Source organism: Streptomyces pyxinicus, from assembly GCF_024753135.1.
GTDB classification, from domain to species: Bacteria; Actinomycetota; Actinomycetes; order Streptomycetales; family Streptomycetaceae; genus Streptomyces; species Streptomyces pyxinicus.
Genome location: NZ_JANUGP010000019.1, coordinates 43,761 through 70,741, shown reverse-complemented (window position 1 = coordinate 70,741; position 26,981 = coordinate 43,761). Strand labels below are relative to the sequence as shown.

20 protein-coding genes are annotated in these 26,981 nt (G+C 72.5%); 18 read left to right on the top strand and 2 right to left on the bottom strand.

What is annotated here, in order from left to right; all coding sequences use genetic code 11:
* Positions 1-5 precede the first annotated feature (5 nt).
* From NX794_RS23290 to NX794_RS23235, 12 genes are all read left to right on the top strand, one after another.
* Positions 6-704: an SDR family oxidoreductase gene (locus NX794_RS23290; RefSeq protein WP_258780708.1), complete on the top strand. Its 699-nt coding sequence runs from the start codon at positions 6-8 to the stop codon at positions 702-704.
* A gap of 31 nt (positions 705-735) precedes the next feature.
* Positions 736-1,743: a methionine synthase gene (locus NX794_RS23285; RefSeq protein ID WP_258780707.1), complete on the top strand. Its 1,008-nt coding sequence runs from the start codon at positions 736-738 to the stop codon at positions 1,741-1,743.
* A gap of 15 nt (positions 1,744-1,758) precedes the next feature.
* Positions 1,759-3,954 (top strand): NAD-dependent DNA ligase LigA, encoded by a 2,196-nt coding sequence (ligA, locus tag NX794_RS23280; protein ID WP_258780706.1) that lies wholly within the window; start codon positions 1,759-1,761, stop codon positions 3,952-3,954.
* A 259-nt stretch (positions 3,955-4,213) separates the two neighbouring features.
* The gene (locus NX794_RS23275; RefSeq protein WP_258780705.1) at positions 4,214-6,469 is read left to right on the top strand and encodes a putative bifunctional diguanylate cyclase/phosphodiesterase; all 2,256 of its coding nucleotides are present in this window, start codon (positions 4,214-4,216) and stop codon (positions 6,467-6,469) included.
* A 234-nt stretch (positions 6,470-6,703) separates the two neighbouring features.
* Complete coding sequence (locus tag NX794_RS23270; protein WP_258780704.1) at positions 6,704-7,198, top strand: cupin domain-containing protein; 495 nt, start codon at positions 6,704-6,706, stop codon at positions 7,196-7,198.
* Positions 7,199-7,304: 106 nt separating this feature from the next.
* Positions 7,305-7,601 (top strand): Asp-tRNA(Asn)/Glu-tRNA(Gln) amidotransferase subunit GatC, encoded by a 297-nt coding sequence (gene gatC, locus NX794_RS23265; RefSeq protein WP_018531282.1) that lies wholly within the window; start codon positions 7,305-7,307, stop codon positions 7,599-7,601.
* Positions 7,602-7,606: 5 nt separating this feature from the next.
* On the top strand, positions 7,607-9,100 hold the full coding sequence (gene gatA, locus NX794_RS23260) for an Asp-tRNA(Asn)/Glu-tRNA(Gln) amidotransferase subunit GatA (protein WP_258780703.1): 1,494 nt from the start codon (positions 7,607-7,609) through the stop codon (positions 9,098-9,100).
* On the top strand, positions 9,097-9,336 hold the full coding sequence (locus NX794_RS23255) for a hypothetical protein (protein ID WP_258780702.1): 240 nt from the start codon (positions 9,097-9,099) through the stop codon (positions 9,334-9,336). The genes gatA and NX794_RS23255 overlap by 4 nt, the downstream gene beginning before the upstream one ends.
* A gap of 16 nt (positions 9,337-9,352) precedes the next feature.
* Complete coding sequence (gene gatB / locus NX794_RS23250) at positions 9,353-10,867, top strand: Asp-tRNA(Asn)/Glu-tRNA(Gln) amidotransferase subunit GatB (protein ID WP_258780701.1); 1,515 nt, start codon at positions 9,353-9,355, stop codon at positions 10,865-10,867.
* 247 nt (positions 10,868-11,114) lie between these two features.
* Positions 11,115-13,346: an MMPL family transporter gene (locus NX794_RS23245; RefSeq protein ID WP_258780700.1), complete on the top strand. Its 2,232-nt coding sequence runs from the start codon at positions 11,115-11,117 to the stop codon at positions 13,344-13,346.
* Positions 13,324-13,884 carry a GNAT family N-acetyltransferase gene (locus NX794_RS23240; protein ID WP_258780699.1) on the top strand — a complete coding sequence of 187 codons (561 nt, stop codon included), beginning with the start codon at positions 13,324-13,326 and terminating at the stop codon, positions 13,882-13,884. The genes NX794_RS23245 and NX794_RS23240 overlap by 23 nt, the downstream gene beginning before the upstream one ends.
* 35 nt (positions 13,885-13,919) lie before the next feature.
* Positions 13,920-14,513 carry a hypothetical protein gene (locus NX794_RS23235; RefSeq protein WP_258780698.1) on the top strand — a complete coding sequence of 198 codons (594 nt, stop codon included), beginning with the start codon at positions 13,920-13,922 and terminating at the stop codon, positions 14,511-14,513.
* Between the two features lie 78 nt (positions 14,514-14,591).
* Here the strand turns inward: NX794_RS23235 and NX794_RS23230 are convergent, their stop codons facing one another.
* On the bottom strand, positions 14,592-15,755 hold the full coding sequence (locus tag NX794_RS23230) for a PQQ-dependent sugar dehydrogenase (RefSeq protein ID WP_258780697.1): 1,164 nt from the start codon (positions 15,753-15,755) through the stop codon (positions 14,592-14,594).
* A gap of 141 nt (positions 15,756-15,896) precedes the next feature.
* Positions 15,897-16,895: an aldo/keto reductase gene (locus tag NX794_RS23225; RefSeq protein WP_258780818.1), complete on the bottom strand. Its 999-nt coding sequence runs from the start codon at positions 16,893-16,895 to the stop codon at positions 15,897-15,899.
* 74 nt (positions 16,896-16,969) lie between these two features.
* On the opposite strand from NX794_RS23225, the gene NX794_RS23220 reads away from it, so the two are divergent.
* From NX794_RS23220 to serA, 6 genes are all read left to right on the top strand, one after another.
* Positions 16,970-17,932, top strand: a complete 963-nt coding sequence (locus tag NX794_RS23220) for a 2-hydroxyacid dehydrogenase (RefSeq protein WP_258780696.1) — start codon at positions 16,970-16,972, stop codon at positions 17,930-17,932.
* Between the two features lie 395 nt (positions 17,933-18,327).
* Positions 18,328-21,372, top strand: coding sequence for a putative bifunctional diguanylate cyclase/phosphodiesterase (locus NX794_RS23215; RefSeq protein WP_258780694.1), 3,045 nt, complete (start codon positions 18,328-18,330; stop codon positions 21,370-21,372).
* A 243-nt stretch (positions 21,373-21,615) separates the two neighbouring features.
* Complete coding sequence (locus tag NX794_RS23210) at positions 21,616-23,463, top strand: acetolactate synthase large subunit (RefSeq protein ID WP_258780692.1); 1,848 nt, start codon at positions 21,616-21,618, stop codon at positions 23,461-23,463.
* Positions 23,464-23,483: 20 nt separating this feature from the next.
* The gene (gene ilvN, locus NX794_RS23205; protein ID WP_258780691.1) at positions 23,484-24,008 is read left to right on the top strand and encodes an acetolactate synthase small subunit; all 525 of its coding nucleotides are present in this window, start codon (positions 23,484-23,486) and stop codon (positions 24,006-24,008) included.
* 120 nt (positions 24,009-24,128) lie between these two features.
* Entirely contained in the window at positions 24,129-25,127 is a 999-nt protein-coding gene (gene ilvC, locus NX794_RS23200; protein ID WP_258780690.1) for a ketol-acid reductoisomerase, read from the top strand.
* Between the two features lie 226 nt (positions 25,128-25,353).
* The gene (gene serA / locus NX794_RS23195) at positions 25,354-26,943 is read left to right on the top strand and encodes a phosphoglycerate dehydrogenase (RefSeq protein WP_258780689.1); all 1,590 of its coding nucleotides are present in this window, start codon (positions 25,354-25,356) and stop codon (positions 26,941-26,943) included.
* The last annotated feature ends 38 nt before the right edge of the window (positions 26,944-26,981 follow it).

The window sequence follows — 26,981 nt, the reverse complement described above, 5'->3', positions numbered from 1 at the left end:
CGAGCATGGCGGGCATGGCAACTCATGTGATCACCGGGGCCGGCTCCGGCATCGGCGCGGCCGTGGCCCGCCGCCTGCACGCGCGCGGGGACGACCTCGTGCTGCACGCGCGCGACGCGGGCCGCGCGAAGGAACTGGCCGCCGCCCACCCGGGCGCGCGCACCCTGGTCGGCGACCTCGCGGACCCGGACAAGCTCTCCTGGGCGTTCTCCCACCAGAGTCTCCCGGACCGGGTGGACTCCCTGCTGCACATCGCCGGGGTCGTGGACCTCGGCCCGGTCGGCGACCTGACCCCGAAGTCCTGGCGCCACCAGCTCAACGTCAACCTGATCGCCCCCGCCGAACTGACCCGGCACTTCCTGCCCCAGCTCCGCGCGGCCCGCGGCCACGTGCTCTTCGTCAACTCCGGTGCCGGACTCGCCGCGCACGCCGACTGGGCCGCGTACGCCGCCTCCAAGCACGGCCTGAAGGCCCTCGCGGACGCCCTGCGCCAGGAGGAGCACCCGGCCGGCGTCCGGGTCACCTCGGTCTACCCCGGCCGCACCGCGAGCCCCATGCAGGCCAAGGTCCACCAGCAGGAGGGCAAGGACTACGACGCCGATCGCTGGATCGACCCCGAGTCGGTCGCCACGACCCTTCTGATGGCCCTCGACCTGCCCCGGGACGCGGAGGTCAACGACCTGACGGTACGACCGGGGCGCTGACCGGCGCGGACGCGTTCCGTAGGCTGCCCCGGTGAGCGAAAACAGCGTGTTCGGCTTCCCCGGGGCCACCGGCGTCGGGTCCATGCCCGGCGGGGATGCCCGGGAAGCCGTCAAGACCGTGACCGGGTCCTTCGAGGACTTCCCGTTCCTGCCGGAACTGCCCGCCCGGGGCCCCGGGGCCGACATGATCGGCCGGACCGCCGGGATGCTCGTCGAGCTGTACGCGCGCGTGGAGCCCAGCGGCTGGCGGCTCGGGGACCGGCCCGGACGGGACACCCGGCGGGCCCGGTCCTGGCTGCGCGAGGACCTCGACGCCCTGGAGGAGTTCACCCAGGACTACACGGGCGACCTCAAGGTGCAGGCGGTGGGCCCCTGGACGCTCGCGGCGGCCCTGGAGCTGCGAGGCGGCGAGGCCGCGCTGTCCGACCCCGGCGCCTGCCGCGACCTCGCCGCCTCGCTCGCCGAGGGCCTGCGGCTGCACCTCGCCGAGGTGCGGGACCGCGTCCCCGGCGCCCGGATCGTGCTCCAGCTCGACGAGCCCTCCCTCACCGCCGTGCTACGCGGCCAGGTGCGCACCGCCAGCGGCTACCGCACCCACCGCGCCGTCGACCGGCAGCTCGTGGAGTCCACCCTGCGCGACGTGGTCGGCGCTCACGCCGGCGGCCCCGTCGTCGTGCACTCCTGCGCCCCCGACGTCCCCTTCGCCCTGCTGCGCCGCAGCGGCGCGGCCGCCGTCTCCTTCGACCTCGCGCTTCTCACCGAGCGTGACGACGACGTGATCGGCGAGGCCGTCGAGGGCGGCACCCGGCTGTTCGCCGGTGTCGTGCCCGGCACGGACGGCCCATTGTCGGACCCTGCCGGTAGCGTCAGGGGTGTCAGGACGTTGTGGCGCAGGCTGGGCCTGCGTCCGGGGCTGCTCGCGGAGGCGGTCACGGTCACCCCGGCGTGCGGTCTGGCGGGTGCCTCGCCCGCCTACGCGCGCCAGGTGCTCGCCCACTGCGTCCGGGCGGCGAGATCCCTCGCGGACAACCCAGAGTAACGGGAGGACCACACGGTGGCCGGCGACAAGCAGGCGGAGACGACGGCGGTGCCCGCCGAGGCCCGCGACAAGCACGGGCAGCTCGCGGAGCAGGTCGAGGAGCACCGCTTCCGGTACTACGTGAAGGACGCTCCCGTCGTCAGCGACGCGGAGTTCGACCAACTCCTGAAGTCCCTGGAAGCCCTGGAGGAGCGCTACCCGGAGCTGCGCACCCCGGACTCGCCGACCCAGAAGGTCGCGGGGTCCTACGAGACCGAGTTCACCGCGGTCGAGCACCGCGAGCGCATGCTCTCGCTCGACAACACCTTCAACGACGACGACCTGGCCGCCTGGGCCGACCGCGTCGCGCGCGAACTGGGCGAGCAGGAGTACCACTTCCTGTGCGAGCTGAAGGTCGACGGCCTCGCGGTCAACCTCACCTACGAGCACGGCCGCCTGACCCGCGCGGCGACCCGCGGCGACGGCCGCACCGGCGAGGACATCACGCCCAACGTGCGCACCATCGCGGAGATCCCGGACCGGCTGCACGGCGAGGAGGTCCCCGACCTGGTGGAGATCCGCGGCGAGGTCTACTTCCCGATGGAGCGGTTCCTCGAACTCAACGAACGCCTGGTCGCGGCCGGCGACAAGCCCTTCGCCAACCCCCGCAACGCCGCCGCCGGTTCGCTGCGCCAGAAGGACCCGCGTGTCACCGCCACCCGCCCGCTGCACATGGTCGTCCACGGCATCGGCGCCCTGGCCGGCTTCTCGGGCATGACCCGCCTCTCCCAGGCGTACGACCTGCTGAAGACCTGGGGCCTGCCCACCTCCCCGCACAACCGCGTGGTCGACGGCCTCGACGGCGTACGGGAGTTCATCGCCCACTACGGCGAGAACCGCCACTCCGTCGAGCACGAGATCGACGGCGTGGTCGTCAAGCTGGACGAGATCCGCCTCCAGGGCCGGCTCGGCTCCACCGCGCGGGCGCCGCGCTGGGCCATCGCCTACAAGTACGCGCCGGAGGAGGTCAACACCAAGCTCGTCGACATCAAGGTCGGCGTCGGCCGCACCGGCCGGGTCACGCCCTACGCCCAGGTCGAGCCGGTCACCGTCGCGGGCAGCGAGGTCGAGTTCGCCACCCTGCACAACCAGGAGGTCGTCAAGGCCAAGGGCGTGCTCATCGGCGACACCGTGGTGCTGCGCAAGGCCGGTGACGTCATCCCGGAGATCCTCGGCCCGGTGGCCGACCTGCGGGACGGCGGCGAGCGGGAGTTCGTGATGCCGGCCGAGTGCCCCGAGTGCGGGACGCCGCTGCGGCCCATGAAGGAGGGCGACATCGACCTCCGCTGCCCCAACGCCCGCAGCTGCCCGGCCCAGTTGCGCGGGCGGCTGTCCTACCTCGCGGGCCGCGAGTGCCTGGACATCGAGCACTTCGGCGACGTCGCCGCCGCCGCGCTCACCCAGCCGCTGGAGCCGGCCGACCCGCCGCTCGTGGACGAGGGCGACCTCTTCGACCTCACGGTGGAGAAGCTGCTGCCCATCAAGGCCTACGTCCTCGACCCGGACAGCGGGCTGCCCAAGCGCGACCCCAAGACCGGCGAGGAGAAGGTCGCCACGGTCTTCGCCAACAAGGAGGGCGAGCCGAAGAAGAACACCCTCGCGCTGCTGCGGAACATCGAGGCGGCCAAGGAGCGCCCGCTGGCCCGCTTCCTCAACGGCCTGTCCATCCGGCACGTCGGACCGGTCGCCGCGCAGGCGCTGGCCCGGGAGTTCCGCTCCCTCGACCGCATCGAACAGGCCACCGAGGAGGAGCTGGCCGGCACCGACGGCGTCGGCCCCATCATCGCCGCCGCGCTCAAGGAGTGGTTCGCCGAGGACTGGCACCGCGAGATCGTCCGCAAGTGGAAGGCGGCCGGAGTTCCGCTGGTCGAGGAGTCGACGGGCGAGGACGAGGGCCCTCGCCCGCTGGCGGGACTCGTCGTCGTCGTGACCGGCACCCTGGAGAAGTTCACCCGGGACGGCGCCAAGGACGCCCTCCAGAGCGGGGGCGCCAAGGTGACCGGCTCGGTGTCGAAGAAGACCTCGTTCGTCGTCGTGGGCGACAGTCCCGGGTCGAAGTACGACAAGGCCGTGCAATTGAAGGTTCCGGTGCTCGACGAGGACGGATTCACCGTCCTGTTGGAGCAGGGCCCCGAAGCGGCGGCCGAAGTCGCGCTTCCGACCGAGGAGTAGCGGTTGAAGGCCACCCGATCGGCGCATATCAGTTGCATACGGGTGGCCCGGGCGCATTCGGGCAACCGTCGGCGACCGCTGCCCGTGGAAGCCTTCAGCGGCCTAGTGTTGAGGGGCGCGCCTGCCGTGGCCGGCTGCGGCCGGGGCATCCCCCTGCCCGGCGAGGGCGCGAGGAAGGTTTCTTCGACGCGAAGCCGCTGAGGGTCGTCGGACAGCGGACCGCGTGGCGTGGGCACCGCCGGCTGTGAGAGGGACGGGAATGGAACCGACCGAGAGCGTCGCCCCGGACTCCCGGCTGCGCCTGCGCCGCCGCGCGGTCGCATGGCGGGGACACCGGTGGACGGGGCGGGCGGGCGCGCGGACGGCCGGGCGGTCCCGCCCGCCCGGACCGGGCACCCCCGGCGCACCGTGCACGTCCGGTGAACCGCACACCCCGATACCCCTGGCCCTGGAGCCCGCCCCCGGGCTGCCCGGAGCCGGACCCCGGAGCCCCTCCCTGCCCTCCCCGACCACCGCCGTCGTCACCGCCGCCGCGCTCGCCCTCGGCGCCGGCTTCTACCGCGCCTTCGCCGGCCACCACGCCCTCTTCCCGGGCGGCACCGTCGGCTGGGCGCTGGCCCTGCTCACCGGCGTCATCGTCGGCCACCTCGTCATGCTGGGCCGCGCCCGCTGGTGGGGCGGCACCGGCTCCGGCGCCGCCCTCACCCTCGCCGTCCTGCTGCTGTACGGCTGGGTGCCCGCCGGCCTGGTCAGCCTCACCGTCGTCGTCCTCGTCGGCGTCGCCCGCCGGCACAGCTGGCGGCAGGGGCTGCTGCACGGCGCGGTGGACATCCTCGGCATCGGCACCGGCGCGCTGCTGCTCGGGGCGTTCGGCCGGGTGCCCAGCGTCGAGGAGCCCTGGCGGCCCGACAGCTGGACCCCGGCCACCGTGCCCGAGGTCGTCCTCGCCGCGGTCGCCTATCTCGCCGTCAGCCGTGGCCTGCTGTGGTACCTGCACGCGCCGCGCGGCGGCAAGCTGCCCGCCATCGCCCGCACCGCCCTGGTCAGGCAGGGCCTCGTCGCCGTCGCCCTGCTCGGCATCGCGCCCCTGCTGTGCGTGGTCGCCGACGCCAAGCCGGTCCTGCTCCCGCTGTTCGCCATCCCGCTGATCGCGCTCGACTCCACCCTCTGGATGGCCCGCGCCCGCGCCGAGGAGCAACTGCGCGACCCGCTGACCGGGCTGCCCAACCGGCAGTGGCTGCTGGAGCGGATCTGGACCGCGCTGGACGACGCCGAACGCATCGGCGCCCGCGCCGCCCTCATGCTGATCGACCTCGACCGCTTCCGGTCGGTCAACGACACCCTCGGCCATCTCGCCGGGGACCGGCTGCTGCTCCAGATCGCCGACCGGCTGCGGCTCGCCCTGCCGCGCGGCGCGGAGGCCGCGCGGCTCGGGGGCGACGAGTTCGCGGTCTTACTTCCCGTCGCCGACTCCACCACCTCCGCCACCCGGATCGCCCGCGGCCTGGTCACCGCGCTCAGCTCACCGCTCGACCTCGACGGCCTCACCCTCGTCCTGGAGGCCAGCGCCGGGGTCGCCGTCTACCCCGACCACGCGCTGGACGCCGAGGGGCTGCTGCGGCGGGCGGACGTGGCGATGTACCAGGCGAAGCGGGACCGTACGGGCGTCGAGGTCTACGAGTCCAAGCGCGACTCCAACACCCCCGACCGGCTCGGCCTGCTCGGCGACCTGCGGCGCGCGCTGGACGCGCACGAGGTGGAACTGCACTACCAGCCCAAGGTCCGCTTCGACGGCCAGGTGGCCGGCCTGGAGGCGCTGGTGCGGTGGGTGCACCCGGAGCGCGGGAAGGTGCCACCGGACGAGTTCATCGCGATCGCGGAGTCCTCGGGGCTGATGCCCCACCTCACCGAGTACGTCCTGGAGACCGCGCTCGGCCAGGTCGCCCGGTGGCGGGCGCAGGGGCTCCGGGTCCCGGTCGCCGTCAACGTCTCCCCGCGTGACGTCCACACGCCGGGTTTCGCCGGCTCGGTCGCCGCGCGGCTGGCCCGGCACGGGGTGCCCGCCGGGGCGCTCCAGCTGGAGATCACCGAGCATGTGCTGCTGGAGGACCCGCAGCGGGCCGCCGACACGCTCGCCGCGCTGACCGGGCACGGCGTGAAGATGTCCCTGGACGACTTCGGCACCGGGTACTCCTCGCTGGTCCATCTACGGCGGCTGCCGGTCAGCGAGCTGAAGATCGACCGTTCCTTCGTGGCCCGGCTGGCGGTCGACACCGAGGACGCGGAGATCGTGCGCTGCACCGTCGACCTCGCGCACTCCCTGGGGTTGCTCGTCGTCGCCGAGGGCGTGGAGGACGACGAGACCTGGGAACGGCTCCGTGACCTCGGCTGCGACGCGGTGCAGGGCTGGCTGGTGGCCGCCGCGATGCCGCCCGACGAGACCACGGCGTGGCTGCTGGCCCGCGGCTCCCACGGCTGGCAACGTCCCCGCGCCGCGCTGCCGGCCGCCGAATAACACCCTTTTCCCACCCGCCCGCCCGTCACCGCCCGCCGCAGAGGTGGCCGTTTCCCGTGGGGGTGGCTCGCCGTCGGCGGCTGCGGGCTCCCGTGTCCGCGCGCTGCGCTGCCGGGCCGCCGGGAGGAAAACCGTGCCCTCGGGATCCACTTCGCCCCCTCGGTCGTTGTACCCGTGAGAGCCGGGCCGTTTCGTGTGGGCCGGCGGTGTTCGAGGCAGGGGGGAGACGGGCAGATGTCGCTGTTCGTGCCGCGGTTCGATGAGACCGTGGTGGTGCGGGACGCCGAGGCCGAGGTGGTGGGGCGGGTCCCGGTGGGGGTGAAGTTGCTGGCCGACAGCGGTGACGCGGGCGGTGCGCTGTCGACCGTGCGGGCCACCCTCGCGGAGGGGGCCGATGGTGCCCGGCCGCATGTCCACCACCGCTCGGCCGAGATGTTCTTCCTGCTCGACGGCGAGGCCGAGCTGCTCTCCGGCGACGACGTCGTCACCGCGCGCCAGGGCGACCTGGTGATCGTCCCGCCCGACCGCCCGCACGCGTTCGCCGCCGCGCCCGGCAGCACCGCCGACCTCCTGATCGTCATCGCCCCCGGCGTCGAACGCTTCGACTACTTCCGCCACCTCCAGCGCATCCGCCTCGGCGAGGCCACCCCGGAGAGCCTGCTGGAGGTGCAGGAGTTGTACGACAACCACTTCCTGAGAAGCGAGACCTGGGACGGCCGGCGCGGCTGACCCGGACCCGGCGGGTGCGGCCCTCGGCAAACCGTTTCACGGGCACGGGGCCCCGCCCCATAGGATTGGCCCCAAAGCACACACACTCACCCCAGAGGATCGCTGCATGCCTGGCATCACGCGCGAGGAGGTCGCCCACCTCGCCCGGCTGGCGCGTCTGGAGCTGAAGCCCGAAGAACTCGACCACTTCGCGGGCCAGCTCGACGACATCATCGGCGCGGTCGCCCGCGTCAGCGAGGTCGCCGACCAAGACGTACCGCCGACCTCGCACCCGCTCCCGCTGACGAACGTCATGCGGGCGGACGAGGTCCGTCCCTCGCTCACCCCCGAGCAGGCGCTCTCCGGCGCCCCCGCCCAGGAGCAGCAGCGTTTCAAGGTGCCGCAGATCCTGGGGGAGGACTGATCACGATGACGGACATCATCAAGCTCACCGCGGCCGAGACCGCCGAGAAGATCGCCTCCGGCGAACTGACGGCCGTCGAGGTCACCGAAGCCCACCTCGCCCGCATCGAGGCCGTGGACGAGAAGGTCCACGCCTTCCTGCACGTCGACTGCGAGGGCGCCCTCGCGCAGGCGCGCGCCGTGGACGAGAAGCGGGCCCGAGGCGAGAAGCTCGGCCCGCTGGCCGGCGTCCCGCTCGCGCTCAAGGACATCTTCACCACCGAGGGCGTGCCCACGACCGTCGGCTCGAAGATCCTGGAGGGCTGGATCCCGCCGTACGACGCGACGCTCACCAAGCGGCTGAAGGCCGCCGACGTCGTCATCCTCGGCAAGACCAACATGGACGAGTTCGCCATGGGCTCGTCGACCGAGAACAGCGCCTACGGGCCGACCGGCAACCCCTGGGACCTCACCAAGATCCCCGGCGGCTCCGGCGGCGGCTCCTCGGCCGCGCTCGCCTCCTTCCAGGCCCCGCTCGCCATCGGTACCGACACCGGCGGCTCCATCCGCCAGCCGGCCGCCGTCACCGGCACGGTCGGCGTCAAGCCGACGTACGGCGCGGTCTCCCGGTACGGCATGGTCGCCTTCTCCTCCTCCCTCGACCAGGGCGGCCCCTGCGCCCGTACGGTCCTGGACGCGGCCCTGCTGCACGAGGTCATCGCCGGCCACGACCCGCTCGACTCCACCTCCGTCGACGCCCCGGTGCCGCCGGTCGTCGAGGCCGCCCGCAACGGCAGCGTGACGGGCATGCGCGTCGGCGTCGTCAAGCAGTTCCGCGGCGAGGGCTACCAGGCCGGCGTCATCCAGCGCTTCGACGAGTCCGTCGAGCTGCTGAAGGAACTGGGCGCCGAGATCGTCGAGCTGGACTGCTCGTCCTTCGACCTGGCGCTGTCGGCGTACTACCTGATCGCGCCGTCCGAGTGCTCCTCCAACCTGGCCCGCTTCGACGGCCTGCGCTACGGCGCGCGCACCGGCGACGACGGCACCCACTCGGCGGAGGAGGTCACCTCCCTCACCCGTGAGGCGGGCTTCGGCCCCGAGGTCAAGCGCCGCGTCATGCTGGGCACCTACGCCCTGTCCAGCGGCTACTACGACGCCTACTACGGCTCCGCGCAGAAGGTCCGCACGCTCATCACGCGGGACTTCGAGAAGGCCTTCGAGCAGGTCGACGTGATCGTCTCCCCGACGACCCCGACCACCGCCTTCGCGATCGGCGAGCGCGCCGACGACCCGATGGCGATGTACCTCGCGGACCTGTGCACCATCCCGACCAACCTGGCGGGCAACGCGGCCATGTCCCTGCCCTGCGGCCTCGCCCCGGAGGACGGCCTTCCCGTCGGCCTCCAGATCATCGCCCCGGCGATGAAGGACGACCGGCTCTACAAGGTGGGTGCCGCCGTCGAGGCCGCCTTCGTGGAAAAGTGGGGACACCCGCTGATCGAGGAGGCTCCGTCGCTGTGAGCGCACTGAACAAGGCCAAGGGCTTCAAGAAGTCGAAGTCCGGCACCTACCTGTCGATGGCCGGGACCGCGTTCGGCGCGCTCGGTGTGGCCAAGCAGATCAAGAAGGCGCGCGCCGAGCAGGACACGCTGCGGCTGATCGACGCCACCGTGTCCGCCGTCGCGATCGTCACCGGCCTCGCCATCCTCTACCGCGAGCTGAAGCGGCTGGGCGACGACGACGTCCTGCTGGGCTGAGAGGGAAGTTTTCACCGTGACCATCACGACCGACCTGGTGTCGTACGAGGACGCGCTGGCGTCGTACGACCCCGTCATGGGCCTTGAGGTCCATGTCGAACTCGGCACCAGGACCAAGATGTTCTGCGGCTGCTCGACCACGCTCGGCGCGGACCCGAACAGCCAGACCTGCCCGGTCTGCCTCGGCCTGCCCGGCGCGCTCCCGGTCGTCAACGCGACCGGCGTCGAGTCCGCGATCAAGATCGGTCTCGCGCTGAACTGCGAGATCGCCGAGTGGTGCCGCTTCGCCCGGAAGAACTACTTCTATCCGGACATGCCGAAGAACTTCCAGACCTCCCAGTACGACGAGCCGATCGCCTTCAACGGCTACCTCGACGTGCAGCTGGAGGACGGCGAGTCCTTCCGCGTGGAGATCGAGCGCGCCCACATGGAGGAGGACACCGGCAAGTCGACGCACGTCGGCGGCGCCACCGGCCGCATCCACGGCGCGTCCCACTCCCTGCTGGACTACAACCGCGCCGGCATCCCGCTCATCGAGATCGTCACCAAGCCGATCGTGGGCGCCGGCGAGCGCGCCCCCGAGGTGGCGAAGGCGTACGTCCGCGAGCTGCGCGAGGTCATCCGTGCCCTCGGCGTCTCCGAGGCCCGCATGGAGATGGGCCAGATGCGCTGCGACGTGAACCTGTCGCTGATGCCCAAGGACGCGGACAAGTTCGGCACCCGTTCGGAGACGAAAAACGTCAACTCGCTGCGCTCGGTGGAGCGCGCGGCGCGCTTCGAGATCCAGCGGCACGCGGCCGTGCTGTCCTCGGGCGGCACCATCGTGCAGGAGACCCGCCACTTCCACGAGGACACCGGGTCCACGACCTCGGGCCGCGTGAAGGAGGAGGCCGAGGACTACCGGTACTTCCCGGAGCCCGACCTCGTCCCGGTGGCTCCCTCGCGGGAGTGGGTCGAGGAGATCCGCGCGGCCCTGCCCGAGCTGCCGTTGGCCCGCCGCAGCCGGCTGCTCGCCGAGTGGGGCATCTCGGCCACCGACATGCAGGCCATCCTGAACGCCGGTGCGCTGGAGCCGATCGTCGCCACCATCGACGCCGGTGCCGACGCGGCCTCCGCCCGCAAGTGGTGGATGGGCGAGCTGGCGCGCAGCGCCAACGAGTCCGGCACCTCGCTGGACGAGCTGGCGATCACCCCGCAGCAGGTGGCCCGGGTCACCGAGCTGGTCGCGAAGGGCGATCTGAACGACAAGCTGGCCCGTCAGGTCATCGAGGGCGTCCTCGCGGGCGAGGGCACCCCGGACGAGGTCGTCGACAAGCGCGGTCTGAAGGTCGTCTCGGACGACGGCGCGCTGACGGCCGCCGTCCAGGAGGCCATCGCCGGCAACCCGGGCATCGCGGACAAGATCCGCGGCGGCAAGGTGGCCGCGGCCGGCGCCCTGGTCGGCGCGGTCATGAAGGCCACCCGCGGCCAGGCCGACGCGGCCCGCGTCAAGGAACTGATCCTGGATCAGCTGGGCGTCACCGAGGGCTGACCCCGCACCCCGTCACGCGCACGGCCCCGGAGGCATCCCCTCCGGGGCCGTGGCCGTAGGACAGCCGGACGGACGACAGTCCGTGACGTCCCGCGCATTCCTGTGAACAAGCCCACGAACCCGGCAAACGATCGCTTTCACCTGCAAGAGTGTCGCGCAGTTGCTCATGCGTTCTTTGCGGGCTGTTCCGTTTACGGACGAGCGTTCCCGGCCAAAGATCCACACATCGTCCTCTGGGAGCACGTCCGTGGCCGTCCTCGCGCGTTGGTGTGTCCGGCACCGGCTGACCACCGTGCTGCTGTGGCTCCTCGCCTTCGGCGGGGTCACCGCCGCGGCCGGTGTGGCCGGTGCGTCGTACTCGAACGACTACGAGGTGCCCGGCACCGAGTCCGGCCGGGCGGCCCGGCTGCTCACCGAGGGCTTCCCCGGCCTCGGCGGGGACGGCGACACCGTCGTCTGGTACACCGCCGCCGGCACCGTGCGCGCCCCCGCCGTCGAACGGACCATGACCCGCACCCTGGACGAGATCGCCGCGCTGCCCGGCGTCGCCTCGGTCTCCGGTCCCTACGGCGGACAGGGCGCCCACCAGGTCAGCTTCGACGGCCGTACGGCCTACGCCACCGTCACCTTCACCCGGCAGGCCGAGGACATCCCCGACGCCGAGGCGCGGGCCGTGGTGCGCGCCGCCGAGTCCGCCGAGCGTCCCGGGCTCCAGGTGGAGCTGGGCGGCAGCGCCGTCGGGATCACCGAGGCGCCGCGCGGCCACACCGCCGAGATCGTCGGCGTCGCCGTGGCGGCCGTCGTACTGTTCGTCGCCTTCGGCTCGCTCGCCGCCTCCCTGCTGCCCATCGCCACCGCGCTGATCGGCGTCGGCACCGCCTACGCGGGCATCGCGCTGCTCGGCCACGCCATGACCGTCGCCGACTTCGCGCCCATGCTGGGCCTGCTGATCGGCCTCGGCGTCGGCATCGACTACGCGCTGTTCATCGTGACCAGACACCGACGCGGGCTCAAACGCGGCCTGGACGTCACCGAGGCCGCGACGCACGCCGTGGCCACCACCGGACGTGCGGTCGTCTTCGCGGGTGCGACCGTGTGCATCGCGCTGCTCGGGATGCTGATACTGCGGCTGAGCTTCCTCAACGGCGTCGCCGTGGCCGCCTGTCTGACGGTGGTGCTGACCGTCGTCGCCGCCGTCACGCTGCTGCCCGCGCTGCTGAGCTGGATCGGCCCGCGCGCCCTCAGCCGCCGGGAGCGGCGCAGGCTGGCCGAGCACGGTCCGCGCCCGGAGCTGCCCACCGGGCTCGCCGCCCGCTGGTCGGCGCTGGTGGAGCGGCGGCCCAAGCTGCTCGCCGCCCTCGCCCTGGCCGTCGTCACCCTGCTCGCCCTGCCGACGCTCTCCCTCCATCTCGGCACCTCCGACCAGGGCAACGACCCGCGCTCCTCGACCACCCGCAAGGCCTACGACCTGCTCGCCGACGGCTTCGGGCCCGGCGTCAACGGGCCGCTGACCCTGGTCACCCGGGTCGACGGCGGCGACGACAAACTCGCCCTGGACAACCTCGACACCGCCCTGCGCGCCACCCACGGCGTCGCCTCCGTCACCCCGGTCGTCTACTCAGCCGGCGGCGAGACCGCCTACCTCACGGTCGTCCCCACCACCGCGCCCCAGTCCCAGCACACCAGCGCCCTGGTGGACCGGCTGCGCGGCGAGGTGCTGCCGCGCGCGGAGCGCGGCACCTCCCTCGACGTCCAGGTGGGCGGGGTGACGGCCGGCTACGACGACTTCGCGGCCGTCATCGTCGGCAAGCTGCCGCTGTTCGTCGGCGTGGTGATCGGGCTGGGCTGCCTGCTGCTGCTCGTCGCCTTCCGCTCGCTCGGCATCCCGCTGAAGGCCGCCGCGATGAACCTGGCGGCCGTCGCGGCGGCGTTCGGCATCGTGGTCTGTGTCTTCCAGTGGGGCTGGGGCAGCGAACTCCTCGGCCTCGGCCGCGCGGGCCCGATCGAACCCTTCCTGCCGGTCATCATGGTCTCGGTGCTCTTCGGGCTCTCCATGGACTACCAGGTGTTCCTGGTCAGCCGGATGTACGAGGAGTGGCTGGAGACCGGCGACAACCGGCGGGCCGTCCGGGTCGGACTGGCCGAGACCAGCCGGGTCATCAACTCCGCCGCGGTCATCATGATCTGCGTCTTCCTCGCCTTCGTGCTCAGCGGCGACCGCGTGATCGCCATGTTCGGCATCGCGCTCGCCTCCGCCGTCGCCCTCGACGCCTTCGTCCCGCGCACCCTGCTCGTGCCCGCCCTGATGCACCTGCTCGGCGCCGCCAACTGGTGGCTGCCCGGCTGGCTGGCACGCCGCCTGCCGCGCCTGAGCATCGAGCCTCCCGAGTGCCGCGCCGCCCATGAGAGGCTCGGCCGGGTCCCGGTGGACGAATTGCGCGAGGAGGAGCGGCACGATGTACGCGACATCACTGGGTGACGACGGCGCCGAACTGGGGCCCCTGGAGGTCTGGCACGCCGGGGAACTCCTCGCCCACATCGACCGCGGGCGCGAGTTCATAGGCCGGCACGTCGGACTCCCGGACGTGGTGTCCGACCTGGACGGCGCCCGCGCCTGGCTCCGGCTGTACGGCGAGAAGCGCGCCGCCGACACCGGCAGCCTGCACGGCATCCGGCTGGACGGGAAGCTGGTCGGCGGCCTGCTGTTCCGGGTCTGGGACACGCCGAGCGGGGTGTGCGAGGCCGGCTGCTGGCTGGAGCCGGCGGCGGCCGGGCGCGGACTGGTCACCCGGGGCCTGCGGACGCTGCTGGACTGGGCCTTCACCGAGCGCGGCATGCACCGGGTCGAATGGCACGTGTCCACCGCGAACGAGCCCAGCATCAATGTGGCGCGGCGGCTCGGCATGACCCGCGAGGGCGTGCTCCGCGAGAACTTCCCGCACCGCGGTGTGCGCACCAGCACCGAGATCTGGGCGGTGCTCGCGCCCGAGTGGCGGCGGCCGGCGGCCGGTCATTAAGAGACCTCTCATAGAGCGTCCGTACGGTGCCGGACATGGCAACGAAGACTGAGGAAGGCGCCGAGGCCGGCACGGCGGCGCGCAACGACGAGACGACGGACGGGACGACGGAGGAGAACGCGACCCCGGCGCACGCTGAAGCACGGCCCGAGGGCGTGGCCGCGGAGGCGGACACGGACACGGTGGCCGACGGCGAGGAGGGCCTCGACGTCCCCGAGCCCGAGCGCAAGGAGTCGTCCGGGGTCGGACTGGGCGCCGGCGCGGTCGTCTCCGCCGGGCTCGGCCTGGTCTCGCTCAGCGGCGGCTGGATCGGCACCATCGCCGGCGCCCGGGAGCAGCTCATCGGCCAGTTGCACACTTCCTCCACGGCGGGCGTCGCCACCCAGATCAAGGAGGTGTACGGCGACTCCTGGCACACCACCGCCCTGTGGGCCGGCCTGTTCGCGCTGGCCGCGCTGCTCAGCGGCGTGGTGGTGCTCGTACGGCCCGCGTTCGGCGCGCCCGGCCGCCCGCAGGCACCCTGGATCAAGTCGGTCGCCTGGGCGGGCGTCTCGCTCGGCGTCATCGGCCTGCTGCTGGCCGTCCTGAAGTACTCCGACGCCCTGCTCGGCCTCCCCTCGGCGAGCTGAGCACCGGCGGCCCCGGGGCCTCGGGGAGCTGTGACCAGCGCACGGTTCCCCGAGGCCCCGCACCCTGTGCCGCCCGGCTCAGCCGACCTGGACCTCCAGCAGCCGGTCGTCGCCCTTCTTCGGGTCGCCGCGGCCGTCGGTGTTGCTCGTGAGCAGCCAGAGCCGGTGGGCGCCCGCCGGGGCCACCGTGCGCAGCCGGCCGTAGCGCCGGGTGAGGAAGGCCTGCGGGGCGGCCGAGGCCGCCGTGCCCTTCAGCGGGACGCGCCACAGGCGCTCGCCCCGCAGGCCCGCCATCCACACCACGCCGTCGACGTAGGCGATGCCGCTGGGGGAGGCGTCGTCGGTGTGCCACTGGGCCAGCGGGTCACGGAAGCCGGCCTTGGCGGACCTGCCCTCGGCGTCCGGCCAGCCGTAGTCGCCGCCCGGCTTGATCGCGTTCAACTCGTCCCAGGTGTCCTGGCCGAACTCCGAGGCGAACAGCCGCTGCCGGTCGTCCCAGGCCAGCCCCTGCACGTTGCGGTGCCCGTAGGAGTACACGGGGGAGTGCGGGAAGGGGTTGCCCGGAGCCGGTTCGCCCTCCGGGGTCAGCCGGAGGATCTTGCCGCCCAGCGACTCCTTGTCCTGCGCCAGCCCCCCTCGCCCGCTCTCGCCGGTGCCGGCGTAGAGCATGCCGTCCGGGCCGAACGCGATCCGGCCGCCGTTGTGGATGAAGCCCTTGGGGATGCCCTTGAACACCGTGTCGGGCGCGCCCAGTTGCTCGCCGGCCGGCTTGTGCTCGTCGTAGATCACGCGGACGACGCGGTTGTCCGAGGCCGAGGTGAAGTAGGCGTAGACCAGGTGGTCCGAGGCGTAGTCCGGGGACAGGGCGATGCCCAGCAGGCCGCCCTCGCCGGCCGGGGAGACCCCGGAGACCTTGCCCAGGTCGGTCTTCTTCCCCGTCTTCGTGTCGATCCGGGTGATCGTGCCGTCGTCCCGGGAGGAGACCAGCAGACCAGCGCCGCCGGGCAGCGACGCCAGGCCCCACGGTGACTTCAGACCGTCGGCGACCGTGCGCAGCACCTTCACCGAGCCCTTGGCGGGCGGCGCCGGCTCACTCGCCCCGCCCGAAGAGGCGGCGCCGCTCGCCGTGCCCTTCGGCGGTGTGACGTCCGGGGCGGTCGCGTCGCCGGAGGAGCAGCCGGCCGACAGCAGGAGGGCGGTCGCGGCCAACACGGCCGACACAGCTCGACGTTGCACGATCATGGTCCCTTCGAGGCGGCGATCCGTTCCCGGCACACCCTTTCCCACATCCCGCGTGCCCGTCCGGGTTCCCCGTTCCCCGCCGTCCGATCCCCGGAAGACCCCGAAGGCCCCCTGGAGACCCGGAAAACCTCCGGACGACCCTCAGTCCCACGACCCCAGGGCCGGTGGCAGCGCGGCCACCTCGGCGAGGTCCTCCCCGGTCAGCCGCAGCCCGGCCGCCGCCGCGTTCTGCACCGCCCAGCGCTCCTGCTTGGCGCCCGGCACGGCGACCACGTTCCGGCCCTGCGCCAGCACCCAGGCCAGTGCCACCTGCGCGGGCGTGACGTCCTCGCCGTGCCGTCGCGCGATCCGGCGCAGACCCGCCACGATCGGCTGGTTGGCCGCCATCATCTCGGCGGTGAAGCGGGGGTGGCGGGCCCGCAGGTCGTCCGGTTCGAAGCCTTCGCCCGGCCGGAGCGTCCCGGTCAGGAAGCCGTTGCCGAGCGGCATCGCCGCGAGCAGCCCCACACCCCGCGTCTCGCACCAGGGCAGCAGCGTCTCCAGCGCCTCCCGCGACCACACCGACAGCTCGGCCTCCACGGCGCTCACCGGGAACACCTGCTGCACCCGCCGCAGTTGCCGCAGGGTCGTGTCGTGCAGGGCCCCGCGCGAGCGGCGCCCGCCGCGCGCCCCCACCGCGCACAGCCCCAGCGCCCGCACCTTCCCGGCTCGCACCAGGTCGGCCATCGCACCCCAGGTCTCCTCCACCGGCACCTCCGGATCCGCCCGGTGCAGCTGGTAGAGGTCGATCACGTCCGTCTGGAGGCGGCGCAGCGAGGCGTCACAGGCCCGCCGTACATACCCCGGGCGGCCGTTGGCGACGACGTGCTGCTCGCCCACCAGCAGCCCCACCTTGGTGGACACGAACGCGTCCGCGCGCCGCTCGCGCAACACCCGGCCCAGCAGCAGCTCGTTGGTGAACGGGCCGTACATGTCCGCGGTGTCCAGCAGGTCCGCGCCCAGGTCCAGCGCCCGGTGCACGCATCTCAGCGACTCGTCGCCCCGCTGCCGCGACCCGCTGTACGCCCAGCTCATCGGCATGCACCCGAGTCCGACGGCCCCCACCGCGAGCGCCCCCGCGCCGATCGTCCTGCGCTCCACCTGCTCGTGAACCTCCCTCAGTCCGGCCACCAACCTAACGTCTGCCTCCCAGGCCGCTGACATAGCCTCCTGTCATGAGTACAGACGTATGGCTCCCGATTGCGCCGGAGGAGACCGAAGGCCTGCCCGAAGGCCCCCGGTACCTGTTCTGGGACGGCGGCGAGGACGGCGACCAGCCCTTCCCTGGCGACCCGGCGGACTGCGCCGTGTACGTGGTGCCGTACATGAAGCCGTGGCCGGTACGGGTCCGTCCGCTGGAGGCGCTGACCCGGGTACGGCTCGTGCAGACGCTCACCGCCGGCGTCGACGACATCACCGCGCGGCTGTCCTCGATCGCGCCCGGCGCCCGGTTGTGCAACGCGCGCGGGGTGCACGAGACCAGCACCGCCGAGCTGGCGCTCACCCTCACCCTCGCCGCGCTCCGCGGCATCCCCGGCTTCGTCCGCGCCCAGCAGCGGGAGCGCTGGGAGAGCGGCTACCACCCCTCCCTCGCCGACCGGAACGTCCTCATCGTCGGCTACGGCTCGATCGGCGCCGCCGTCGAGGACCGGCTCGTGCCCTTCGAGGTCGCGCGGGTGGCACGCGTCGCGCGCTCCCGGCGCACCACGGAGCGCGGCCCCGTGCATCCGATCGCCGAAGTGCGCTCTCTGCTTCCGGACGCGGACGTCGTGATCCTGTGCACCCCGCTCACCGAGGACACCCGGGGTCTGGTCGACGCCGGTTTCCTGGCCCGGATGAAGGACGGGGCGCTGCTCGTCAACGTCGCGCGTGGCCCGGTCGTGGACACCGAGGCGTTGCTCACCGAGCTGGCGAAGGGGCGGATCGCCGCCGCCCTGGACGTCACCGACCCCGAGCCGCTGCCTCCGGGCCACCCCCTGTGGCAGGCGCCCGGCGTGCTCGTCAGCCCGCACGTGGGAGGCCCCTCCTCGGCCTTCCTGCCGCGCGCCAAGCGGCTCCTGGTGGACCAGTTGACCCGTTTCGTGAACCGGGAGCCGCTGCGGAACGTGGTCCTGACGACGGGAGCGCACGGGCCCTGAACCCACCGTTCCGGCACCCTCCGCAACCCTCCGGACGCGGCCCGTACCCGCATCGCCGCTGGTCGTCACGGAGCGTAGAGAAGCTATGTCCCTGAGTGACGATCCTGGTGTATCGTCCCCGACAGGGGCTGCGCCGCGGACCGTTCGGCGCCGGGGATGGACATTTCAGATTTGTGAGGGGGGCGACGGGCGATGCACGGCCTATGGACGAACCTTCCGACGCGGCGGAGCCGCCGACGGCGACCCTGGCGCGCGGCCACGCGCAGGCGCGGTCACCACACCAGTCACCACAACCACAACCACCACCTGCGCCGGCCCGGCTGCCGCAGAAGGCAGGACCGTCCGGCGCACCGGAACCGCAGCGACGCGGGTGCGGCCCGGCCCGGGAGGCCCCGGTGAGCGCGCCGTCCCCGGTGACGACCGCGCCCGAGGGCGCGGTGCGCGCGCACCCGCAGGACATGCCGCCGCCCCGCCGGCCGGCCGCCCGCGAGAGTGTCCGGCTCACGGAGCAACTCGTCCTCGCCCTGGTCTGCGCGGCCTACGCCGTCGGAGCCGCGTTCGACTGGGGAACCAAGCAGGTCGCCTATGTGATGGGCGACTTCGGGCTGAGCGCCGCCGCCGGCGCCGCCGCCGTCTCCTGCTTCCTGTACGCCCGCAGCACGTGCGTGCGGTTCCGGCCCGCCTGGCTGCTGTTCGCCCTCTCCTCCGCGATGGCCGCCCTGGGCAACGGCGTCTGGGGCTGGTACGAGGTCGTCCTCGGCAGCACGGTCCCGAGCCCCAGCTACGCCGACCTGTTCTTCCTGTGCTTCGCCCCGCCCGCCATCGTGGGCCTGCTGGTCCTCGCCAAACGGCCGGTGACCCGGGCGGGCTGGATCTGCCTGGCGCTGGACGCCTGGCTGATCGGCGGTTCGCTGCTGACCCTGTCGTGGAGCCTCGCGCTCGCCCAGGCGGCCCGCTTCGACGGCCCGAGCGTGGCCCACACCGCGCTGTCGCTGGCCTACCCGCTGCTCGACATCGCCCTCGTCAGCATGGTCCTCGCGCTGCACTTCCGGCGCGCCCCGGGCAACCGCACGCCGGTGAACACGGCGATCGGCGCCCTCGCGCTGACCGTGATGTGCGACGCGTTGTTCACCTCGCCGCTGCTGCACAGCAGTTACCGCTCCGGACAACTGCTCGACGCGGGCTGGTTCGCCGGCTCCCTGCTGCTCGCCTACGCCCCCTGGGCCGCCGGCCGGCGCAGCGCGGCGCGCCGCTCCGAGGGGCACACGCGCGTGGTCCACGAGCACCTGCCCGGACAGCGTTCCCCGCAGCACCACCCCCCGGTCCTCCCGGTGCCCGCGACCGCGCCCACGCCCACGCCCACGGGCGCGGGCGGGGTGCCCGGCGACCACGGCCGGTACCCGGCCGGTCGGCCGATCACCGGCTCCCTGGCCGCGCTCACGCCGTACCTCGCGGCGGCTGTGTGCACCCTGGGCATCCTGTACAACGTCCTCAACGGCCGCCGGCCCGACCACGTCGTCCTGATCACCGCGGGCGCCGTCGTGCTCGCGCTCGTCATCCGGCAGGGGATCATGCTGCTGGACAACATCACCCTCACCCAGGAACTGGCGCAGAAGGAGAACCACTTCCGCTCCCTGGTGCAGGGCTCCAGCGACGTCATCATGATCGCCGCCCCCAACGGCATCCTCCGGTACGTCTCCCCGGCCGCCGCCGGGGTCTACGGCCGGCCCGCCGAGGACCTGGTGGGCAGCGAGCTGGCCGCGCTCATCCACCCGGAGGACCTGGGCTGTGTGGTGCACGAGGTGCGCCGCTTCCTCGCCGCCAGCCCGCTGGAGGAGCCGACCACCCGTATCGAGTGCCGGTTCCGCTCCGGCGGCGGGGGAGGCTGGCTCAACGTCGAGTCCACCGTCAACCGGCACCACGGCGGCCTGATCTTCAACAGCCGGGACGTGACCGAGCGAGTCCGGCTCCAGGCCCAGTTGCAGCACAACGCCGAGCACGACCCGCTGACCGACCTGCCCAACCGCGCGCTGTTCACCCGGCGCGTCCAGCAGGCCCTGTCCGGGCGGCGCGCCACCGACCGGGGCGCCGCGCTGCGGGGCACGGCGGTGCTCTTCATCGACCTGGACGGCTTCAAGGCCGTCAACGACACCATCGGGCACCAGGCCGGGGACGAACTGCTCGTGCAGGCCGCCCGCAGACTCCAGGACGCCGTCCGGCACGGCGACACCGCCTCCCGGCTCGGCGGCGACGAGTTCGCGGCCCTGATCGTCGGGGACGGCAGCCGGGACCGGGCCGCCCGGGAGCGCAACATCCTGGAGCTGGCGGACCGCCTGAGAAGCACCCTCTCCCAGCCGTACGCCATCGACGGCAACGATGTCCGGGTCAACGCCTCGATCGGCGTCGCCTTCGCCGAACCGGGCCTCGGCGCCGGTGAGCTGCTGCGCAACGCCGACCTGGCGATGTACCGCGCGAAGTCGGCCGGAAAGGGCCGGGTCGAGCTGTACCGCCCGCAGATGCAGCAGGACGTCGTCCGCAAGGCGGAGCTGGCCACCCGGCTGCGCGCCGCGCTGCACGACGGCGAGTTCGCGCTGCTGCACCAGCCGGTGGTCTGCCTGGAGAACGGCCGGATCACGGCGGTCTCCGCACAGGCGCGCTGGCGTTCCTCCCAGGGGGTGCTGTTCACGCCGGCCGAGTTCCTGCGGGTGGCCGAGGACGGCGACAAGACGGCCGAACTGGACCGCTGGATCTTCCAGGAGGCGGTGGAGCAGGCCGCCGAGCGGGCCGCCACCGGCCTGGTGGCGCCCGTGGCGGTCCGGATGAGCGCCCGGCGGCTGCTGGACCGCTCGACGCCGCTCGGCTCCGTGGAGGCGCTGCTGACCCGGCACGGCCTGCCGCCGGGCGCCCTGGTGATCGAGCTGTCCGACACCGACCCGGGGCTCTGCCTGGACGAGCTGGAGCGGCGGCTGACCGCGCTCAGCCGGCTCGGGGTGCGGATCGCGCTGGACGGCTTCGGCGGCGGCCGTGCGGCCATCTCGGCCCTGCGGCGGCTGCCCGTGGACATCCTCAAGCTCGACCGGGGTCTGGTCGAGGGCGTCGTCGAGTCCGCGCGGCTGCACAAGATCACCGGTGGGCTGCTGCGGATCGCCGGTGATCTCGGGCTCCAGTCCGTCGCCGAGGGCGTGGACCTGCCCGAGCAGGTGGTGGCGCTGCGCGCGCTGGGCTGCACGCACGGGCAGGGCATGGCGTTCGCCGGGCCGCTGGACGAGTACCGGCTGCGCCGGGCGCTCGGCTCCGGTCACTACGCGGTGCCGCACGTGCCCGCCGAACCGGTCTTCGCGGGCAAGGGCGCGGGGGTGTACACAGGAGGCGTGTCCGCCGTCATCGGTGGTGGCGGTGGCCTTCGTTCACATGTTGAGACGTCCGTCCCACCCACTTGACACGTGGTGCGCGTCGGGGGGAGGGTCGGTCCCATGCGCACCCGAATTCTCGTACTTGGACAGCGCGTCGGCTGAACTGGGACCCACCGGAGGACGATCCGGCATCCCCAGTGACCTCACCGACGCGCTCCCCTCGCTTGCCTTGCGGCACGAGGGGTTTTTTGTTGCACGAGTGCCTCTCGCGCACCACCTGAACCCCGTACAAACCTCGCAAAAACCCTCAGCATCGAGAAGAGAATGCCGATGACCGAGCAGGCCACCGGGGCCCATCCGCAGCCGCGGCCCCGATCCGGAGGACAGCAGTCCGCCCCCGTCGAGCACGTCACGGGCGCGCAGTCCCTGATCCGCTCCCTTGAGGAGGTCGGCGCGGACACGGTGTTCGGCATTCCCGGCGGCGCGATCCTCCCGGCCTACGACCCGCTGATGGACTCGACCCGGGTGCGGCACGTCCTGGTCCGGCACGAGCAGGGCGCCGGCCACGCGGCCACCGGGTACGCGCAGGCCACCGGCAGGGTCGGCGTCTGCATGGCGACGAGCGGCCCCGGCGCGACCAACCTGGTCACGCCGATCGCCGACGCCCACATGGACTCGGTCCCGCTGGTCGCGATCACCGGCCAGGTCGCCTCCAAGGCGATCGGCACGGACGCCTTCCAGGAGGCGGACATCGTCGGCATCACCATGCCGGTCACCAAGCACAACTTCCTGGTCACCAAGGCCGAGGACATCCCGCGGGTGATCGCGCAGGCCTTCCACATCGCCGCCACCGGCCGCCCCGGCCCGGTCCTGGTCGACATCGCCAAGGACGCCCTCCAGGCGCGCACCACCTTCTCCTGGCCGCCCACCATGGACCTGCCCGGCTACCGCCCGGTGACCAAGCCGCACGCCAAGCAGATCCGCGAGGCCGCCAAGCTGATCACCGCCGCCAGGCGGCCCGTCCTCTACGTCGGCGGCGGCGTCCTGAAGGCCCGCGCCACCGCCGAGCTGAAGGTCCTCGCCGAACTCACCGGAGCGCCCGTCACCACCACCCTGATGGCGCTCGGCGCGTTCCCCGACAGCCACCCGCTGCACGTGGGAATGCCGGGCATGCACGGTGCGGTCACCGCCGTCACCGCGCTGCAGAAGGCCGACCTGATCGTCGCCCTCGGCGCCCGCTTCGACGACCGCGTCACCGGCAAGCTGGACAGCTTCGCGCCGTACGCCAAGATCGTCCACGCCGACATCGACCCGGCCGAGATCGGCAAGAACCGCGCGGCGGACGTGCCGATCGTCGGGGACGCCCGCGAGGTCATCGCCGACCTGGTCCAGGCCGTGCAGAAGGAGCACAGCGAGGGCCACCGGGGCGACTACACCGCCTGGTGGAGCGACCTCAGCCGCTGGCGCGACACCTACCCGCTCGGCTACGAGCAGCCCGGGGACGGCTCGCTGTCCCCGCAGGCCGTCATCGAGCGCATCGGCCAACTCGCCCCCGAGGGCACGATCTTCGCGGCGGGCGTCGGCCAGCACCAGATGTGGGCCGCCCACTTCATCCAGTACGACAACCCCGCCTCCTGGCTCAACTCCGGCGGCGCCGGAACCATGGGCTACGCGGTCCCGGCGGCGATGGGCGCCAAGGCCGGGCAGCCGGACCACACGGTCTGGGCGATCGACGGCGACGGCTGCTTCCAGATGACCAACCAGGAACTGACCACCTGCGCCCTGAACAACATCCCGATCAAGGTCGCCATCATCAACAACGGCGCCCTCGGCATGGTCCGCCAGTGGCAGACCCTGTTCTACAACCAGCGCTACTCCAACACCGTGCTGCACAGCGGCCCCGAGGACGTCAACCCCGACGCCCGCGGCACCCGGGTGCCGGACTTCGTGAAGCTGTCCGAGGCGATGGGCTGCGTGGGCCTGCGCTGCGAGCGCCCCGAGGACCTGGACAAGGTCATCGCGGAGGCGAACTCCATCAACGACCGCCCCGTGGTCGTGGACTTCATCGTCCACGAGGACGCGATGGTGTGGCCGATGGTCGCCGCCGGCACCTCCAACGACGAGATCATGGCCGCCCGGGACGTCCGCCCCGACTTCGGCGACAACGCAGACGACTGAGCGAGGGAAGACCCGACACCATGTCCAAGCACACGCTCTCCGTCCTGGTGGAGAACACGCCCGGCATCCTCGCCCGGATCGCCGCCCTGTTCTCCCGGCGCGGCTTCAACATCGACTCGCTCGCGGTCGGGGTCACCGAGCACCCCGACATCTCCCGGATCACCATCGTGGTGGGCGTCGAGGAACTGCCCCTCGAACAGGTCACCAAGCAGCTCAACAAGCTCGTCAACGTGCTGAAGATCGTCGAGCTGGAACCCGGCCAGGCGGTGCAGCGCGAACTCGTCCTGGTGAAGGTCCGCGCCGACAACGAGACGCGTTCCCAGATCGTGGAGATCGTCCAGCTGTTCCGCGCCAAGACCGTCGACGTCTCCCCGGACGCCGTCACCATCGAGGCCACCGGCTCGGGCGAGAAGCTGTCCGCCATGCTCAAGATGCTGGAGCCGTTCGGCATCAAGGAGCTGGTGCAGTCCGGCACGATCGCGATCGGCCGCGGGGCCCGTTCCATCACCGACCGCTCGCTGCGCGCGCTCGACCGGTCCGCGTAAGGCGGGACACGGGCGGCCGCCGCGACACCGGCCGCCCGGATGCCGAGATCCCGAAGCCTCCCTTCCCCTCACCGGCATACGGTGGGAAGCACAACCTGCACACCAAGGAGAGAACCCAAAGTGGCCGAGCTGTTCTACGACGCCGACGCCGACCTGTCCATCATCCAGGGCCGCAAGGTCGCGGTCATCGGATACGGCAGCCAGGGCCACGCCCACGCGCTGTCCCTGCGCGACTCCGGCGTCGACGTCCGCGTCGGTCTGCACGAGGGCTCCACGTCCAAGGCCAAGGCCGAGGAGCAGGGCCTGCGCGTGGTGACCCCCTCCGAGGCCGCCGCCGAGGCCGACGTCATCATGATCCTGGTCCCGGACCCGATCCAGGCCCAGGTCTACGAGGAGTCCATCGCCCCGAACCTGAAGGACGGCGACGCGCTGTTCTTCGGCCATGGCTTCAACATCCGCTTCGGCTTCATCAAGCCCCCGGCCGGCGTGGATGTCTGCATGGTCGCCCCCAAGGGCCCGGGCCACCTGGTGCGCCGCCAGTACGAGGAGGGCCGCGGCGTCCCCTGCATCGTGGCCGTCGAGCAGGACGCCTCCGGCAACGGCTTCGCGCTGGCCCTGTCGTACGCCAAGGGCATCGGCGGCACTCGCGCCGGCGTCATCAAGACGACCTTCACCGAGGAGACCGAGACCGACCTCTTCGGCGAGCAGGCCGTGCTCTGCGGCGGCACCGCCGCGCTGGTGAAGGCGGGCTTCGAGACGCTGACCGAGGCCGGCTACCAGCCGGAGATCGCGTACTTCGAGTGCCTGCACGAGCTGAAGCTGATCGTGGACCTCATGTACGAGGGCGGCCTGGAGAAGATGCGCTGGTCCATCTCCGAGACCGCCGAGTGGGGCGACTACGTCACCGGCCCGCGGATCATCACCGACGCCACCAAGGCCGAGATGAAGAAGGTCCTCGCCGAGATCCAGGACGGCTCCTTCGCCCGCAACTGGATGGACGAGTACCACGGCGGCCTGAAGAAGTACAACGAGTACAAGCAGCAGGACTCCGAGCACCTGCTGGAGACCACCGGCAAGCAGCTCCGCAAGCTGATGAGCTGGGTGAACGAGGAGGCGTAAGCCTCACGCGGGGGGCCGGGGCCGACAGCCCCGGCCCCCGTTGTCCATCCCGTCCAGCCACGGACGGGTGATCCTTCCGCAGCGGCGCAGAACGAAACCCGCCACGCCACTAGACTGCTGCGTAAACACGCGTCAGGCCCACAGCGTCGTGCGTCTTCCGCGGCTAGCCCCTCCACCGCCTGCGGCCGTCGGGACGGCCGTCCGCATTGGACTTGTGAGGACTCACGTGAGCTCGAAACCCGTCGTACTCATCGCCGAAGAGCTTTCGCCCGCGACCGTCGACGCGCTCGGCCCGGACTTCGAGATCCGGCATGCCAACGGAGCAGACCGAGCCGAACTGCTCCCCGCCATCGCCGACGTCGACGCGATCCTGATCCGCTCCGCCACCAAGGTGGACGCGGAGGCCATCGCCGCCGCCAAGCGCCTGAAGGTCGTCGCCCGCGCCGGCGTCGGCCTCGACAACGTCGACGTCTCCGCCGCCACCAAGGCCGGCGTGATGGTCGTCAACGCCCCGACCTCCAACATCGTGACCGCCGCCGAGCTGGCCTGCGGCCTGATCCTCGCCACCGCGCGCAACATCCCGCAGGCCAACGCCGCGCTCAAGAACGGCGAGTGGAAGCGCAGCAAGTACACCGGTGTCGAGCTGGCCGAGAAGACCCTCGGCGTCGTCGGCCTCGGCCGGATCGGCGCCCTGGTCGCGCAGCGCATGTCCGCCTTCGGCATGAAGGTCGTCGCCTACGACCCCTACGTGCAGCCCGCCCGGGCCGCGCAGATGGGCGTCAAGGTGCTCTCCCTGGACGAGCTGCTGGAGGTCTCCGACTTCATCACCGTCCACCTGCCCAAGACCCCCGAGACGCTGGGCCTGATCGGCGACGAGGCGCTGCGCCGGGTCAAGCCGTCGGTGCGCGTCGTCAACGCCGCGCGCGGCGGCATCGTGGACGAGGCGGCGCTGTACGCGGCGCTGAAGGAGGGCCGGGTCGCCGGCGCCGGCCTGGACGTGTACGCGAAGGAGCCGTGCACCGACTCGCCGCTGTTCGAGCTGGACCAGGTCGTGTGCACCCCGCACCTGGGCGCCTCCACCGACGAGGCCCAGGAGAAGGCCGGCATCGCGGTCGCCCGCTCGGTCCGCCTCGCCCTCGCCGGCGAGCTGGTGCCGGACGCGGTCAACGTGCAGGGCGGGGTCATCGCCGAGGACGTCAAGCCGGGCCTGCCGCTCGCCGAGCGCCTCGGCCGCATCTTCACCGCGCTGGCCGGCGAGGTGGCCGTCCGGCTGGACGTCGAGGTGTACGGCGAGATCACCCAGCACGACGTGAAGGTGCTCGAACTCTCCGCGCTCAAGGGCGTCTTCGAGGACGTCGTCGACGAGACGGTGTCGTACGTCAACGCCCCGCTGTTCGCGCAGGAGCGCGGCGTCGAGGTGCGGCTGACCACCAGCTCCGAGTCGGCCGACCACCGCAACGTCGTGACCGTGCGCGGCACGCTCGGCACCGGCGAGGAGGTGTCGGTCTCCGGCACGCTGGCCGGCCCGAAGCACGTGCAGAAGATCGTGGCCGTCGGCGAGTACGACGTCGACCTGGCCCTCGCCGACCACATGGTCGTCCTGCGCTACGAGGACCGTCCCGGTGTCGTCGGCACCGTCGGCCGCATCCTCGGCGAGGCGGGCATCAACATCGCCGGCATGCAGGTCGCCCGGGCGACCGTCGGCGGCGAGGCGCTCGCCGTGCTGACCGTGGACGACACGGTGGCGGCCGGCGTGCTGGGCGAGGTGGCCGCGGAGATCGGCGCCACCTCGGCCCGGTCGGTCAACCTGGTCTGACGCTCCGGCTTCGGCACTTCCGCGAGGACGCCGGGGTG

Excerpts from the sequence above, each read along its gene's own strand:
- NX794_RS23290 (WP_258780708.1), top strand. The coding sequence starts at position 6 with ATGGCGGGCATGGCAACTCATGTGATCACCGGGGCCGGCTCCGGCATC.
- NX794_RS23275 (WP_258780705.1), top strand. The coding sequence starts at position 4,214 with ATGGAACCGACCGAGAGCGTCGCCCCGGACTCCCGGCTGCGCCTGCGC.
- NX794_RS23270 (WP_258780704.1), top strand. The coding sequence starts at position 6,704 with ATGTCGCTGTTCGTGCCGCGGTTCGATGAGACCGTGGTGGTGCGGGAC.
- gatC (WP_018531282.1), top strand. The coding sequence starts at position 7,305 with ATGCCTGGCATCACGCGCGAGGAGGTCGCCCACCTCGCCCGGCTGGCG.
- gatA (WP_258780703.1), top strand. The coding sequence starts at position 7,607 with ATGACGGACATCATCAAGCTCACCGCGGCCGAGACCGCCGAGAAGATC.
- NX794_RS23240 (WP_258780699.1), top strand. The coding sequence starts at position 13,324 with ATGTACGCGACATCACTGGGTGACGACGGCGCCGAACTGGGGCCCCTG.
- NX794_RS23235 (WP_258780698.1), top strand. The coding sequence starts at position 13,920 with ATGGCAACGAAGACTGAGGAAGGCGCCGAGGCCGGCACGGCGGCGCGC.
- NX794_RS23230 (WP_258780697.1), bottom strand. The coding sequence starts at position 15,755 with ATGATCGTGCAACGTCGAGCTGTGTCGGCCGTGTTGGCCGCGACCGCC.
- NX794_RS23220 (WP_258780696.1), top strand. The coding sequence starts at position 16,970 with ATGAGTACAGACGTATGGCTCCCGATTGCGCCGGAGGAGACCGAAGGC.
- NX794_RS23210 (WP_258780692.1), top strand. The coding sequence starts at position 21,616 with ATGACCGAGCAGGCCACCGGGGCCCATCCGCAGCCGCGGCCCCGATCC.
- ilvN (WP_258780691.1), top strand. The coding sequence starts at position 23,484 with ATGTCCAAGCACACGCTCTCCGTCCTGGTGGAGAACACGCCCGGCATC.